The sequence below is a fragment of the Pseudomonas sp. GW458-11-26-14-LB4 genome, assembly GCF_059423925.1.
Genome location: NZ_JBWKYU010000001.1, coordinates 416,672 through 430,045 on the forward strand (window position 1 = coordinate 416,672; position 13,374 = coordinate 430,045).

Below are 13,374 nucleotides of genomic sequence, written 5' to 3' on the forward strand. Positions count from 1 at the left end.
GATTTCCGCGGGCCAGCCATGAACGTCGCCCATCGCCGCGCGATAGAAATCTGACGTCAAAAAACAAATTCAGCTTAAAACTCCTGTCGCTCAGGCGCTAAACTCCCGGACACCCGAGACCATTTGCCTCCGAGCCCTGCGCGCCGGTTTGAGCCGACATGACCCGCACCCATGAAATCCGCCCCGACCTGGACGAAGGCATCGACCGCAAGGTACTCAGCCAGCTACGTGCACGTTTTCTCAAACTCAATGAAGGCCGCCTGAACCGGGCGCTGGAAGGTCTTTCGACGCGCCAGCAAAGTGTGCTGACGCTGCTGCCGCTGTTTTTCCACGTCAATCATCCGCTGTTGCCGGGTTATGTCTCGGGCAGTACGCCGGCCGGGCTGTCGAATTACGAACCGGAAGCCGATGCGCTTGCCGAAGCCCAGCGCCTGACCCGCTCGTTCTCCTACAAGCCGCGTCACGGCAGCAACCCGCCACGGCCGATTCATGGGCTGTTCCTGATGGGCAGCCTCGGCACGCTGGCCCAGGCCGACCAGAGCGACATGGACGTGTGGGTCTGCCACGCCCCCGACCTGAGCGACAGCGAACTGGCCGAGCTGCGCAAGAAATGCCAGTTGCTCGAAACCTGGGCTGCCAGCCAGGGGGCCGAAGCGCACTTCTTCCTGATCGACCCGGTGCGCTTCGTCAAAGGCGAACGCGATACCCAGCTCAGCTCCGAAGATTGCGGCACTACCCAGCACTATCTGCTGCTGGACGAGTTCTACCGCACCGCGATCTGGCTCGCCGGGCGCACGCCGATCTGGTGGCTGGTGCCGGTCTACGAAGAACGTGCCTACGACGCGTACACCCACACCCTGATTTCCAAGCGTTTCATCCGCAACGATGAAACCCTCGACCTGGGGCCGATGGCGCACATTCCGCCGGGCGAGTTCGTCGGCGCCGGGCTGTGGCAACTGTTCAAGGGCATCGAGTCACCTTACAAATCGGTGCTCAAGCTGCTGCTGACCGAGGTTTACGCCAGCGAACATCCGCAGGTGCAATGTCTGAGCCTGCGCTTCAAGCAGGCGGTGTTCGCCAACCGGCTGGATCTCGACGAGCTGGACCCGTACATGGTGGTCTACCGGCGGATCGAGGAATACCTCACTGCGCGCAACGAGCCGGAGCGCCTGGAGTTGGTACGCCGCGCGCTGTACCTCAAGGTCAACCGCAAGCTCACCGGCAACACCCGCACCCAGAGCTGGCAGCGTTCACTGCTGGAAAGACTGGCCAGCGAATGGCACTGGGATCAGCGGCAACTGGCGCTGCTCGACAGCCGCAGCCAGTGGAAAGTCCGCCAGGTCAGCGCCGAGCGCCGGGCGCTGGTCAACGAACTGAATTACAGCTACCGCTTCCTGACCCAGTTCGCCCGCACCGAACAGACTGTCAGCCTGATCAACAAGCGCGACCTCAACGTTCTAGGCCGGCGCCTGTATGCAGCATTCGAACGCAAGGCCGACAAGGTCGAGTTCATCAATCCCGGCATCGCCCCGGACCTGGCCGAAGACACCCTGACCCTGGTGCAATCGCCGAACAAAAAGGAACCGGGACAAACCCAGTGGGGCCTGTACAACGGCAGCCTTACGGCGCTGGAGTGGGAACACTTCGCGCCGATCAAGCGCAGCCGCGAGTTGCTGGAGCTGCTGACCTGGTGCCACCGCAACGGCGTGATCGACAGCAGCACCCGACTGGCCCTGCACCCCGGCACCAGCGATTTGAGCGAGTTCGAGCTGTTCAACCTGCTCGGCAGCCTGCAACAAAGCATCGCCCTGCCCTTGTCGACCGTTGCCGAAGAACCGCTGCTGCGCGCCGCCGTGCCGAGCGAAGTGCTGATGCTGGTGAATGTCGGGGTCGACCCGCTCAAACATCACCGCGACCTCAACATCCTGATGACTACCGAACGCACGGACTCCCTGAGCTACGCCGGCGTGCGCGAAAACCTGGTGCTGACCCTGGATCAGGTCACGCTCAACAGCTGGAACGAAGTGCTGGTCAATCGCTTCGACGGCCCGCATGCCTTGATGGACTGCCTGCGCGATTACCTCAACAACCTGCCGCGTGGATCGCAGCAGCCGTCGCTGCGGGTGCGCTGTTTCTGTCACAACCGCGCGCAGTTCATCGCCCGCCGGGTGGAAGAAATCGTCGACACCGCGCAGACCCTGTTGCTCAGTGATCTGAATCACCGCTACCTGATCCAGGTGCAGCAGCACTATCACGTGCTGGAGCTGGTGCCGGGCCAGGTCAGCCATGTCGCCCTCGCCACCCTGCCGGCGCTGCTCGATTACCTGGGCGAGGAACAGCCGCGCTACAGCCCGCTGCACCTGGACCCGATGGCGCTGGAAGACCACGACCTGGCGTTGATCCTGCCGATGGGCCAGCCCGAATGCATTCAGGTGTTCTACCGGATCACCGAGCGAACCGCCGAGCTGTACGTACTCGACGAGTTCAATGCGCTGTGGCAACAGCACTTGCCCTATCACGACGAGCAAAGCCTGTTGGTGCCGCTGCAGCGGTTCCTGCAATCGATCCAGTTCCGCCGCGAAGCGCTGCTGCCGATGGATGCGGGCCATGCCGCCAGCCTTGAAATCTTGTATTACCAGTTATTGCCATCAGGGCCGGGACGCGCACGACGGGTCGAAATGCGCCCGGCGCCGCAGACGCCGGTCAACAAACCGTTCTACGACGTGCAGGCGATCGTCGGCAAAGCCGCACCCGGCGAAGTGCAGGTCACGCTGTATTGCAATCAACGGGAATTCAGCGAGCTGGAACATGGCGACCAGCTGTTCAGCGTGGTCGCCCGGGAGATCGTCGGGCAGCGCCGGGAAAGCGAGCGCTACCGCTGCTACATCACCGACCTGGACCTGTCGGGTGTGATCGGTGACGGGCAGAGTTCGAGCAATCTGTATCTGCGTTACAAGGCCGACCTGGAACGCTCTCTGAACGAGGCGCTCGAGCAGGTCTGAGGCGGGTTACTCCGGGAAATCACCGCCGTTGGCCGGCTGCGATTCGACTTCGAGCAAAGTCAGTTTCAGGATCTTGCCACCCGGAGCCGGCCAGTCGATGTGCTGACCAACCTTCAAGCCCAGCAGCGCACTGCCGACCGGGGCCAGGATCGAGACTTTGCCTTCGTCGGCGTTGGCGTGCTTCGGGTAGACCAGGGTCAGGTGGTAGTCCTTGCCACTGCTCTCTTCGCGGCAGTGCACACGGGAATTCATCGTCACGACATCGGCAGGCACTTCATCGTGACCGACCAGGGTATCGGCGCGGTCCAGTTCGGTTTGCAGCGCGATCACGCCCGGCAGCGTGTCATCCAGGCTGTCGATCAGGCGCTCCAGACGTTGCACGTCCAGACGGGTAAGGGTGATGGAAGGTGCGGTCATGATCCGGGCAGACTCCTTTCTTCTGCACACAAAAAAAGCAAAACCCCGCCAAAAAAGACGGGGTTTTCACCAGGCCTCGATGGGTTGAGGCGTTTCCGGACACTATCACAGCTCAAAAAATATACAAGCTACGCTCCGGCGAGCTGCCGGCGCTGAGCCGCCTGCGCGCAAATCACCCGGCGGCGCTCGTCATCGGCCGAACGCCACTCGCGGATGTCTTCGACATGGCGCATGCAGCCGAGGCAGACCTTCTGTTCATCCAGCCGGCACACGCCGGTGCACGGCGAAGGGACGGCCGGGCTGACGTTGCTGTAGAGCGGCTTCGGCGGACGGACGGGCGCAGTATCAGTCACGAAATCACAGGCCTTCGAAATCGAATTCGGTGCCGGCCTGCTGCTTGACGATGCGCTCGAGCATTTCGCCCAGCTGTTCTTCGCTCTTGTCGCACATCCAGCGTTCGCTTTCTTCGTCGTAGTCGAAGTGGAAACCGCCGGACACCGCGGCCAGCCACAGCTGACGCAACGGTTCCTGACGACTGAAGATCAGCTGGGTGCCGTTCTCGAACTTGACGGTCAGCACACCGGCCGAGTTCTCCATGTCGATGTCCAGGTCGCTGTCGTCGAAGATGTCTTCCAGTTTTTCCTGGGTTTCATCGACCAGATCGTGGAAACGGGCTTCGGACAAACTCATTGCGGCAACCTCAAAAAATGTCTGATCAGGCTCAAGCGCCGCAAGATACGGACGCTGCCAGCCGATTGCAAAGGATAACGACCAAGCGCCCTGCCCGGCGACGAAATATCCACCCGCCACGCGGGAAAAGTTTCCGCGCCGCAGCCCGAGCCCCGCCGGACGGGAGTTCCGTCGCATAGGCAAGCTGCCGGGTGGCCGGTATACTCCGGCGCAATTAACGCATTTTCAAGGATTTCGCCATGAAGCGCCTGATCTCTTCCCTTGCTGCGCTCGTCGCGGTTGCCTGTCTCGTTTCGGCCTGCGGTCAGAAAGGCCCGCTGTACCTGCCCGATGAAGATCAGGACCCGGCCGAGCAAGCCCAGTCTTCGCAAAAGCAGCCTGTCTCCAAGGCACACAAGCACGACGTTTACTAAGGGATCGCCATGGACGCTTTTAACTACCGTGGCGGGGAACTGTTCGCGGAAGGTGTGGCGCTGTCCGCCATCGCCGATCGCTTCGGCACACCGACCTACGTCTACTCCCGCGCGCACATCGAGGCCCAGTACCTGGCCTACGCCGATGCGCTGGCCGGCATGCCGCACCTGGTGTGCTTCGCGGTCAAGGCCAATTCCAACCTCGGCGTCCTGAATGTCCTGGCCCGTATCGGTGCCGGTTTCGACATCGTTTCCCGTGGCGAGCTGGAGCGTGTTCTGGCCGCCGGCGGCAGCCCGGACAAGATCGTGTTCTCCGGCGTCGGCAAGACCCGTGACGACATGCGCCGTGCGCTGGAAGTCGGCGTGCATTGCTTCAACGTCGAATCCACCGACGAGCTCGAGCGCCTGCAAGTGGTCGCCGCCGAACTGGGCGTTCGTGCGCCGATCTCGCTGCGCGTGAACCCGGACGTCGATGCCGGCACCCACCCGTACATTTCCACCGGTCTCAAAGAGAACAAGTTCGGCATCGCCATCGCCGACGCCGAAGACGTGTACGTGCGTGCCGCGCACCTGCCGAACCTGGAAGTGGTCGGCGTCGACTGCCACATCGGTTCGCAACTGACCACCCTGCCGCCGTTCCTCGATGCCCTCGATCGCCTGCTGGATCTGGTCGATCGCCTCGGCGATTGCGGCATCCACCTGCGTCACATCGATCTCGGTGGCGGCCTGGGTGTGCGTTATCGCGATGAAGAGCCGCCGTTGGCCGCCGATTACATCAAGGCTGTACGCGAGCGTCTGGTCGGTCGTGATCTGGCGCTGGTGTTCGAGCCAGGCCGCTTCATTGTCGCCAACGCCGGTGTGCTGCTGACTCAGGTCGAGTACCTCAAGCACACCGAGCACAAAGACTTCGCTATCGTCGACGCGGCCATGAACGACCTGATCCGCCCGGCGCTGTACCAGGCCTGGATGGACGTGACCCCGGTCAAGCCACGCGATACTGCTGCGCGTACCTACGACATCGTCGGCCCGATCTGCGAAACCGGCGACTTCCTCGCCAAGGAACGCGAACTGGCGCTGGAAGAAGGCGATCTGCTGGCCGTGCATTCGGCCGGTGCCTACGGTTTCGTGATGAGCTCCAACTACAACACCCGCGGCCGTGCCGCTGAAGTGCTGGTGGATGGTGATCAGGCATTTGAAGTGCGTCGCCGCGAAACCGTGGCCGAGCTGTTTGCCGGCGAAAGCCTGCTGCCGGAGTAACCCCATGCTGCTGCGTTTTACCAAGATGCACGGCCTGGGCAACGACTTCATGGTTCTCGACCTGGTCAGCCAGCACGCGCATATTCAGCCCAAGCACGCAAAAATGTGGGGCGACCGGCACACCGGCATCGGTTTCGACCAGTTGCTGATCGTCGAAGCGCCGAGCAATCCGGATGTGGATTTCCGTTACCGGATCTTCAACTCCGACGGTTCCGAAGTGGAGCAGTGCGGCAACGGTGCGCGCTGCTTCGCCCGCTTCGTGCTCGACAAACGCCTGACCGCCAAACGGCAGATCCGCGTCGAGACCAAGGGCGGCATCATCGAACTGGACGTGCGTAACGACGGCCAGATCGGCGTTAACATGGGCGCCCCGCGCCTGGTGCCGGCGGACATTCCGTTCCAGGCGCCGGAGCAGGCCCTGAGTTATCAGGTCGATGTCGACGGTGCGCCGGTCGATCTGGCCGCGGTGTCCATGGGCAACCCCCATGCGGTGCTGCGGGTCAGCGATATCAACACTGCACCGGTGCATGAACTGGGGCCGAAAATCGAACACCATCCGCGCTTTCCGGCGCGGGTCAACGTCGGTTTTCTCCAGGTCATCGACCGCCATCGCGCGCAACTGCGCGTCTGGGAACGCGGCGCCGGGGAAACCCAGGCCTGCGGCACCGGTGCCTGCGCTGCTGCTGTAGCTGCGATCAGTCAGGGGTGGATGGATTCGCCACTGCTGATCGACCTGCCGGGCGGGCGTCTGTCCATTGAGTGGGCAGGCCCCGGCCAACCGGTGTTGATGACCGGCCCGGCAGTGCGCGTATACGAAGGACAAGTGCGTCTTTGAGTGAGCAGAAGCCATGACCGATAAGCCTCAGGTACCCGCCCGACAGTCCGGTGAATCAGCGTCCGAGAGCCTGGAGGCGGCAGCGGTTGCCGCGTACCTGGAGGCTCATCCGGACTTCTTCGTCGAGCATGAAGAACTGCTGCCGTCCCTGCGCATCCCCCATCAGCGAGGCGATACCGTCTCGCTGGTCGAGCGTCAGATGGCCATCCTGCGCGACCGCAACATCGAGATGCGTCATCGTCTCTCGCACTTGATGGACGTCGCCCGGGACAACGATCGCCTGTTCGACAAGACCCGCCGCTTGATCCTCGCCCTGATGGACGCCGCCACTCTGGAAGACGTGGTGATCAGCGTCGAAGACAGCCTGCGTCAGGATTTTCAGGTGCCCTTCGTCAGCCTGATCCTGCTGGGCGACAACCCGGCCCCGGTCGGCCGCTGGGTGACCCACGCCGACGCGCAAACCGCCATCGGCGGATTGCTCACCGAAGGCAAGAGCGTCAGCGGCAGTCTGCGTGAACATGAACTGGACTTCCTGTTCGGCGAAGAACAGCGCAAGCAGATCGGCTCCACCGCCGTGGTCGCCGTCAGCCATCAGGGCATCCACGGGATCCTGGCCATCGCCAGCCGTGATCCGCAGCACTACAAGAGTTCGGTCGGCACGCTGTTCCTCAGCTACATCGCCGAAGTCATGGGTCGCGTGCTGCCACGGGTCAACAGCTCCCTGCGCTCGGTACGCTGAGCATGGAACGACAACTGGACGCTTACTGCGAACACCTGCGCAGTGAGCGGCAGGTGTCGCCGCACACGCTGTCGGCCTACCGACGCGACCTCGACAAAGTCCTCGGCTGGTGCAACAAACAGAACATCGGTAGCTGGCAGGCGCTGGACATCCAGCGCCTGCGCAGCCTGATCGCCCGCCTGCATGCCCAGGGCCAGTCCTCACGCAGTCTGGCGCGCCTGCTCTCAGCGGTGCGCGGGCTCTATCACTATCTGAATCGTGAAGGTCTCTGCGATCACGATCCGGCCACCGGCCTGGCACCGCCCAAAGGCGAACGTCGGCTGCCGAAAACCCTCGACACCGATCGCGCCCTGCAACTGCTTGAAGGTGCCGTGGAGGACGATTTCCTCGCGCGGCGCGATCAGGCGATTCTGGAGTTGTTCTATTCCTCCGGACTGCGTCTGTCGGAGCTGACCGGGCTCAATCTCGATCAGCTCGATCTGGCCGACGGCATGGTTCAGGTGCTCGGCAAGGGCAGCAAGACGCGTCTGTTGCCCGTCGGCAAAAAGGCCCGGGAAGCACTGGAGCAATGGCTGCCGCTGCGGGCGCTGACCAATCCGGCGGACGACGCGGTATTCGTCAGCCAGCAAGGCCGACGCCTTGGCCCGCGCGCGATTCAGGTGCGGGTCAAACTGGCCGGCGAACGCGAGCTGGGACAGAACCTGCACCCGCACATGCTGCGGCACTCCTTCGCCAGCCATTTGCTCGAGTCCTCTCAGGACCTGCGAGCGGTGCAGGAACTGCTCGGCCACTCGGACATCAAGACCACCCAGATCTATACCCACCTGGACTTCCAGCACCTGGCGGCGGTCTACGACAGCGCCCATCCACGGGCCAAACGCATGAAAGGCGACGATTCATGAGCATCCAGTTGATCACCTTCGACCTCGACGACACCTTGTGGGACACCGCCCCGGTGATCGTCAGCGCCGAAGCGGTTTTGCGCGAATGGCTGAGCGAACATGCGCCGAATCTGGGCGCGGTGCCGGTCGAGCATCTGTGGTCGATCCGCGAGCGGGTGCTGGCCAACGAACCGGGCCTGAAGCACCGCATCAGCGCGTTGCGCCGGCGCGTGCTGTTCCATGCGCTGGAAGAAGCCGGGTACGCCCACGGCGAAGCGTCGGATCTGGCGGACAAGAGTTTTGAAGTGTTTCTGCATGCGCGGCATCAGATCGAGGTGTTCCCGGAGGTCGAGCCGATCCTGGAAACCCTCGCCAAGCATTACGCCCTCGGGGTGGTCACCAACGGCAACGCCGATGTCCGTCGTCTCGGGCTGGCGGATTACTTCAAGTTTGCGTTGTGTGCCGAAGACATCGGCATAGCCAAGCCGGATGCTCGACTGTTCCATGAAGCGTTGCAGCGCGGCGGCGTGAGCGCCGAAGCCGCTGTGCATATCGGCGATCACCCGGGGGATGACATCGCCGGGGCGCAGCAGGCCGGTCTGCGAGCGATCTGGTTCAACCCGGCCGGCAAGGACTGGGAAGCGGAGCGCCTGCCGGATGCCGAGATTCGCAGCCTGAACGATCTGCCTGCCGTACTCGCTCGCTGGAACAGCCGCGGCTAGATTTCTTTCGCCCATGTAAAAAGCCCGCAGCGACGGCGGGCTTTTTCAGCAAGCAAGCGACACGCCTCAGATAGGGCGGCTGCCGTACTTGTTGTCCGGCTTCTTGGGCGGATCGGCGACCACGTTGGCCTCCACTTCCTGCACCTTGCCGCCGCGCGCAAGGAACTCTTCCATGGCCTTGGCCAGGGCATCGCGCTCCTTGTTCTTGGCTTCGATGCTCGGCAACTCGTCGACCGACACCGCAGCCTTGGCCTTGCCTTTGGCAGCCGGGGCCGGCGTATCGTCACCGCCATCGTCTTCAGCAACGTCTTCCGCTGCTGCTTCCAGACCGTCTTCGGCCTCGTCTTCGTCGCCTACTTCGAGGTCGTCGTTTTCCAGATCATCGTCGCTCATGTTCTACCTCATGACTTGCGAAAAGCAGATTAGTTATAGACCAGCTTTGGCGACTGTCGAAAGTCGCCGGAAAAAAATCGGTAACCATTGGTGACCAACGGTTTATGCCCCTTCACCGTGCAAGGTGGCGAGGACTTTACGGGCACCGCCATGATCACGGTGCTCGCCCAGGTAAACGCCTTGCCAGGTGCCCAGTGCCAGTCGGCCCGCCGTTACCGGCAAACTGATCTGGCAGCCCAGCACGCTGGCCTTGAAGTGCGCCGGGAGGTCGTCCAGGCCTTCGTCGTTATGCTCATAGCCGTCTGCTCCTTGTGGGATCAGACGATTGAAAAATCGTTCGAAGTCGCGACGTACCGCCGGATCGGCGTTCTCGTTGATGGTCAACGACGCCGAGGTATGCTGCAGCCACAAATGCAACAGACCGACCCGGCATGCCTTGAGTTCAGGCAGGCCGGCGAGCAACTCGTCCGTCACCAGATGAAAGCCCCGGGGCCGTGCCCGCAGGGTTATCAGAGTCTGTTGCCACATACAGTTCTCCGCACGTTCGGGGCGCATTCTAGCGCGCTCTGGAAAAAAACAAAGGCCCTAATATTCCTTCAATGATGTAAGCCTTTGGCCGCAGAAAAACACTCGTCGTAAACACGACCAAAGCAGTACGAAAAATCCTTTCAGCTGTATCAGGGAAGACAAATTCCAGACAAAAAAATGCCCGGCGAGCCGGGCAAGTTTTTTGCGGCGCGTGCTTACAGGTTGTAGCCGCGCTCGTTGTGTTGTGCCAGATCCAGGCCGACCGATTCTTCTTCCTCGGTCACGCGCAGACCCATCACGGCATCCAGTACCTTGAGGATGATGAAGGTGACGATCGCGGTGTAGATCACGGTGAAGCCGACGCCTTTGCACTGAATCCAGACTTGTGCGGCGATGTCGGTGACGGTGCCGAAGCCACCCAGCGACGGTGCAGCAAACACACCGGTCAGGATCGCGCCGAGGATACCGCCGATACCGTGCACGCCGAAGGCGTCCAGGGAGTCGTCATAACCGAGTTTGCGTTTCAGGGTGGTAGCGCAGAAGAAGCACACCACGCCTGCCGCCAGACCGATCACCAGTGCGCCCATCGGGCCCACGGTGCCAGCCGCCGGAGTGATCGCGACCAGACCTGCGACGACGCCGGATGCGATACCCAGTGCGCTTGGTTTGCCGTGAGTGATCCACTCGGCGAACATCCAGCCCAGTGCCGCAGCGGCGGTCGCAATCTGGGTCACCAGCATCGCCATGCCGGCGGTGCCGTTGGCGGCAGCAGCGGAACCGGCGTTGAAGCCGAACCAGCCAACCCACAGCATCGCTGCGCCCATCAGGGTGTAACCCAGATTGTGTGGCGCCATCGGGGTGGTCGGGAAGCCTTTGCGTTTACCCAGTACCAGGCAGGCAATCAGACCGGCCACACCGGCGTTGATGTGCACCACGGTGCCGCCGGCGAAGTCGAGTACGCCCCAGTCCCACATCAGGCCACCGTTGCCGGACCAGACCATGTGCGCGATCGGTGCGTAGACCAGGGTGAACCAGATGCCCATGAAGATCAGCATCGCGGAGAACTTCATCCGCTCGGCGAACGCACCGACGATCAGCGCCGGGGTGATGATCGCGAAGGTCATCTGGAAGGTGATGAAGACCGCCTCGGGGAACAGCGCCGCCGGGCCGGTCAGGCTCGCTGGGGTGACGCCGGCCAGGAACGCCTTGCCGAAACCGCCCACGAACGAGTTGAAGTTGACGACGCCCTGCTCCATGCCGGTGGTGTCGAACGCGATGCTGTAGCCATAAATGACCCACAGGACGCTGATCAGACCGGTAATGGCGAAGCACTGCATCATCACGGAAAGAATGTTTTTCGACCGAACCATGCCGCCGTAGAACAGCGCGAGGCCAGGAATGGTCATGAACAGCACGAGGGCTGTGGAGGTGAGCATCCAGGCGGTGTCGCCGGAGTTCAGGACTGGAGCTGCCACTTCGTCTGCCGCCATGGCCAGGCCGGGCATTACGATAGACAACAGGGCTCCTAGCCCTGCGAATTTACGCAGAGTCATATTGTTTTCTCCTGGGGCGTTGGGTTTGTGGCGGCGTTTAGATCGCGTCGGTATCGGTTTCGCCGGTACGGATGCGGATCGCCTGTTCCAGATTGACCACGAAGATCTTGCCGTCACCGATCTTGCCGGTGTTGGCAGCCTTGGTTATCGCCTCGATAACCCGATCCAGATCCTTGTCGTCGATGGCAACGTCGATTTTCACCTTGGGCAGAAAATCGACCACATACTCCGCGCCGCGATACAGCTCGGTGTGACCCTTCTGCCGACCGAAGCCTTTGACTTCAGTAACGGTAATGCCCTGCACGCCGATTTCGGACAGCGACTCGCGCACGTCGTCCAACTTGAACGGCTTGATGATGGCAGTGACTAGCTTCATGAAACTCTCTCCCGAATTGGTGGACTTGCCCCAGGAAAACAAACCCGACTCAAGTCTAAGCGCAGTGCCTGGCTTTGTAACGCTTCGTTGTCGACGCCAGCTAACCGCTCCAGACGAAACTCCCCGCTCCGTCTGCCGCACTGCATTCGTCACAGCGACTGCATCAGTGCATGGGTCGAAGGTGACTAAGCAGAAAGCTTGCCATCTCGCCAAAAACCACTGATTTCAATCCCTTGGCCGCTGCGGCAGATGCCATCACCCAAATGGCACTCGGGATACGCACAACAACGGTGCGTGGCCGTGCATCCAGTTGCGCGAAAAGCGTGCATCCGTGCCTGCACGAATGACTATAGACACTGCGTGATACACTGCCGGCCATAGTTTCCAGGACATATCCCATGCTCGCGCCCAAAGACTTCCTCGACGCCCTGAGCGGCACCGCCTCCCGCCTGTTCAGCGGCGACACGCCCTTGCCAAAAGCCGAAATCGAAAGCCAGTTCAAAATGCTGCTGCAAAGTGCCTTCAGCAAACTGGACCTGGTGAGCCGCGAAGAGTTTGACAGTCAGATGGTCGTGCTGGCGCGCACTCGCGCCCGGCTCGAGAGCCTTGAGGCGAAGGTGGCGGAGATGGAAGCGAAGCTGACGCCGCCAGCTGAGTGAGTCCTCATCCCAGCCTGCCACTGGCTGGCGGAATTTCGTTGATGCTTGTGCCAGCGATCAAACATGCATAACCTCGGGATACGCGAGTGTGTCCACTAAGGATGCGCAGGCCTTGGCCTCACCGAAGCCTGCAACTGAAAACCGTCTCCTCAAGGCGGTTTTTTTCGTCTCGATATAACTGCAACAATCGGTTTTCTGAGGAGTAGTCACAGCAACTGTTCAGCTCCCCGCCGTACGACCTTGGATTCAGATCAAGCGCAATGCGCCAGCCGCTCCACTTGATCACGGACGGAAACTCCTCTCTAAACTTCAGCTTTTCGCAAATCGTAAGTCGACTGAAGATTCATCCAGAACTCAGGTGTGGTGTTGAGGTGGATGGCCAGCCTGATTGCCAAATCGGCGCAGATCCTGAGCTGGCATTTCACAAGCTTCTCGATCTCGGTTCAGGCCATTTTGTGGGCATGGCCAAGTCCATGACCGTCATGCCCAATGGCTCCATGAATTCCTTATTCAGCACCTCGCGCGGATGAATCGGGCGCATACCATTGCGGTCCATTTTTCGCCTCCAGAGGCTGCATTGAGCGGCCAAACTGGAGCATCCGACTTTGCGATACAAGACCGTCGAGTCGCTTTCGCTGGCGTCCTACAACTATTAGGGCATGCCCCTACAAAAATCAGCGCCTGCGCCTATTTAAGTTGTCCTTACGCCTGTCATTACATTAGCGACACCCATCAGGAAGGAGGTCTCTGTGAAGGATAAAAAGAGAAAGACAAAGCTACTTCAGGTTGTTGAACTACACCTCGAAGCACTCCGACTGGCTGGAAATTGTCAGCCAATCAACGGAGGTTTATTGAAGTTGCCGTTACGTGCGGACCTGAGCTTGAGCCAAGTGGTCTGTTAGCAGGCAG

The 13,374-nt window shown here is 61.3% G+C and carries 15 protein-coding genes and 1 pseudogene; 8 read left to right on the forward strand and 8 right to left on the reverse strand.

Going from position 1 to position 13,374, the window contains the following annotated elements; genetic code table 11:
- The first annotated feature begins 158 nt into the window (after positions 1 to 158).
- Positions 159 to 3,002, forward strand: a complete 2,844-nt coding sequence (locus AC07XZ_RS01920; RefSeq protein WP_102685856.1) for a class I adenylate cyclase — start codon at positions 159 to 161, stop codon at positions 3,000 to 3,002.
- 6 nt (positions 3,003 to 3,008) lie between these two features.
- Here AC07XZ_RS01920 and rnk read toward each other — a convergent pair whose 3' ends face one another.
- From rnk to cyaY, 3 genes are all read right to left on the reverse strand, one after another.
- A complete protein-coding gene (gene rnk, locus AC07XZ_RS01925) occupies positions 3,009 to 3,419 on the reverse strand; it encodes a nucleoside diphosphate kinase regulator (RefSeq protein WP_102685857.1) in 411 nt (136 codons plus the stop codon).
- 128 nt (positions 3,420 to 3,547) lie between these two features.
- Positions 3,548 to 3,772: a DUF1289 domain-containing protein gene (locus AC07XZ_RS01930; RefSeq protein ID WP_045121669.1), complete on the reverse strand. Its 225-nt coding sequence runs from the start codon at positions 3,770 to 3,772 to the stop codon at positions 3,548 to 3,550.
- Between the two features lie 4 nt (positions 3,773 to 3,776).
- Positions 3,777 to 4,109 carry an iron donor protein CyaY gene (gene cyaY / locus AC07XZ_RS01935; RefSeq protein ID WP_007951887.1) on the reverse strand — a complete coding sequence of 111 codons (333 nt, stop codon included), beginning with the start codon at positions 4,107 to 4,109 and terminating at the stop codon, positions 3,777 to 3,779.
- A gap of 239 nt (positions 4,110 to 4,348) precedes the next feature.
- On the opposite strand from cyaY, the gene lptM reads away from it, so the two are divergent.
- Genes lptM through AC07XZ_RS01965 form a run of 6 tightly spaced genes read left to right on the forward strand, consistent with a single transcriptional unit; the run spans position 4,349 to position 8,956 of the window.
- Positions 4,349 to 4,522, forward strand: a complete 174-nt coding sequence (gene lptM, locus AC07XZ_RS01940) for an LPS translocon maturation chaperone LptM (protein ID WP_007951888.1) — start codon at positions 4,349 to 4,351, stop codon at positions 4,520 to 4,522.
- Positions 4,523 to 4,531: 9 nt separating this feature from the next.
- On the forward strand, positions 4,532 to 5,779 hold the full coding sequence (gene lysA / locus AC07XZ_RS01945; protein WP_102685858.1) for a diaminopimelate decarboxylase: 1,248 nt from the start codon (positions 4,532 to 4,534) through the stop codon (positions 5,777 to 5,779).
- A gap of 4 nt (positions 5,780 to 5,783) precedes the next feature.
- Entirely contained in the window at positions 5,784 to 6,614 is an 831-nt protein-coding gene (dapF, locus tag AC07XZ_RS01950; protein ID WP_102685859.1) for a diaminopimelate epimerase, read from the forward strand.
- Positions 6,615 to 6,627: 13 nt separating this feature from the next.
- Positions 6,628 to 7,353, forward strand: coding sequence for a DUF484 family protein (locus AC07XZ_RS01955; RefSeq protein WP_007951894.1), 726 nt, complete (start codon positions 6,628 to 6,630; stop codon positions 7,351 to 7,353).
- Between the two features lie 2 nt (positions 7,354 to 7,355).
- Positions 7,356 to 8,255 (forward strand): tyrosine recombinase XerC, encoded by a 900-nt coding sequence (xerC, locus tag AC07XZ_RS01960; protein WP_007951897.1) that lies wholly within the window; start codon positions 7,356 to 7,358, stop codon positions 8,253 to 8,255.
- The gene (locus AC07XZ_RS01965; RefSeq protein ID WP_085746783.1) at positions 8,252 to 8,956 is read left to right on the forward strand and encodes an HAD family hydrolase; all 705 of its coding nucleotides are present in this window, start codon (positions 8,252 to 8,254) and stop codon (positions 8,954 to 8,956) included. Before xerC ends, AC07XZ_RS01965 begins: the two co-directional genes overlap by 4 nt.
- Positions 8,957 to 9,022: 66 nt before the next feature.
- Here the strand turns inward: AC07XZ_RS01965 and sutA are convergent, their stop codons facing one another.
- The 4 genes from sutA to glnK all read right to left on the reverse strand — a co-directional run bounded on the left by sutA (position 9,023) and on the right by glnK (position 11,806).
- A complete protein-coding gene (gene sutA / locus AC07XZ_RS01970) occupies positions 9,023 to 9,349 on the reverse strand; it encodes a dormancy-specific transcriptional regulator SutA (protein ID WP_007951900.1) in 327 nt (108 codons plus the stop codon).
- 102 nt (positions 9,350 to 9,451) lie between these two features.
- Positions 9,452 to 9,877 (reverse strand): secondary thiamine-phosphate synthase enzyme YjbQ, encoded by a 426-nt coding sequence (locus AC07XZ_RS01975; RefSeq protein ID WP_011336526.1) that lies wholly within the window; start codon positions 9,875 to 9,877, stop codon positions 9,452 to 9,454.
- A gap of 215 nt (positions 9,878 to 10,092) precedes the next feature.
- A complete protein-coding gene (locus AC07XZ_RS01980) occupies positions 10,093 to 11,430 on the reverse strand; it encodes an ammonium transporter (RefSeq protein ID WP_007951904.1) in 1,338 nt (445 codons plus the stop codon).
- A 37-nt stretch (positions 11,431 to 11,467) separates the two neighbouring features.
- Positions 11,468 to 11,806: a P-II family nitrogen regulator gene (glnK, locus tag AC07XZ_RS01985; protein ID WP_002555808.1), complete on the reverse strand. Its 339-nt coding sequence runs from the start codon at positions 11,804 to 11,806 to the stop codon at positions 11,468 to 11,470.
- Between the two features lie 398 nt (positions 11,807 to 12,204).
- Here glnK and AC07XZ_RS01990 point away from each other — a divergent pair, with 398 nt between their 5' ends.
- Complete coding sequence (locus tag AC07XZ_RS01990; RefSeq protein ID WP_007920416.1) at positions 12,205 to 12,465, forward strand: accessory factor UbiK family protein; 261 nt, start codon at positions 12,205 to 12,207, stop codon at positions 12,463 to 12,465.
- Positions 12,466 to 12,767: 302 nt separating this feature from the next.
- Here the strand turns inward: AC07XZ_RS01990 and AC07XZ_RS01995 are convergent.
- A pseudogene (locus AC07XZ_RS01995) lies at positions 12,768 to 13,021 on the reverse strand (HigA family addiction module antitoxin).
- Between the last annotated feature and the right edge of the window lie 353 nt (positions 13,022 to 13,374).

Bases quoted from the DNA above. Each gene is read 5' to 3' on its own strand.
- AC07XZ_RS01920 (WP_102685856.1), top strand. From the start codon at position 159: ATGACCCGCACCCATGAAATCCGCCCCGACCTGGACGAAGGCATCGAC.
- rnk (WP_102685857.1), bottom strand. From the start codon at position 3,419: ATGACCGCACCTTCCATCACCCTTACCCGTCTGGACGTGCAACGTCTG.
- cyaY (WP_007951887.1), bottom strand. From the start codon at position 4,109: ATGAGTTTGTCCGAAGCCCGTTTCCACGATCTGGTCGATGAAACCCAG.
- lptM (WP_007951888.1), top strand. From the start codon at position 4,349: ATGAAGCGCCTGATCTCTTCCCTTGCTGCGCTCGTCGCGGTTGCCTGT.
- lysA (WP_102685858.1), top strand. From the start codon at position 4,532: ATGGACGCTTTTAACTACCGTGGCGGGGAACTGTTCGCGGAAGGTGTG.
- dapF (WP_102685859.1), top strand. From the start codon at position 5,784: ATGCTGCTGCGTTTTACCAAGATGCACGGCCTGGGCAACGACTTCATG.
- AC07XZ_RS01955 (WP_007951894.1), top strand. From the start codon at position 6,628: ATGACCGATAAGCCTCAGGTACCCGCCCGACAGTCCGGTGAATCAGCG.
- xerC (WP_007951897.1), top strand. From the start codon at position 7,356: ATGGAACGACAACTGGACGCTTACTGCGAACACCTGCGCAGTGAGCGG.
- AC07XZ_RS01965 (WP_085746783.1), top strand. From the start codon at position 8,252: ATGAGCATCCAGTTGATCACCTTCGACCTCGACGACACCTTGTGGGAC.
- sutA (WP_007951900.1), bottom strand. From the start codon at position 9,349: ATGAGCGACGATGATCTGGAAAACGACGACCTCGAAGTAGGCGACGAA.
- AC07XZ_RS01975 (WP_011336526.1), bottom strand. From the start codon at position 9,877: ATGTGGCAACAGACTCTGATAACCCTGCGGGCACGGCCCCGGGGCTTT.
- AC07XZ_RS01980 (WP_007951904.1), bottom strand. From the start codon at position 11,430: ATGACTCTGCGTAAATTCGCAGGGCTAGGAGCCCTGTTGTCTATCGTA.
- glnK (WP_002555808.1), bottom strand. From the start codon at position 11,806: ATGAAGCTAGTCACTGCCATCATCAAGCCGTTCAAGTTGGACGACGTG.
- AC07XZ_RS01990 (WP_007920416.1), top strand. From the start codon at position 12,205: ATGCTCGCGCCCAAAGACTTCCTCGACGCCCTGAGCGGCACCGCCTCC.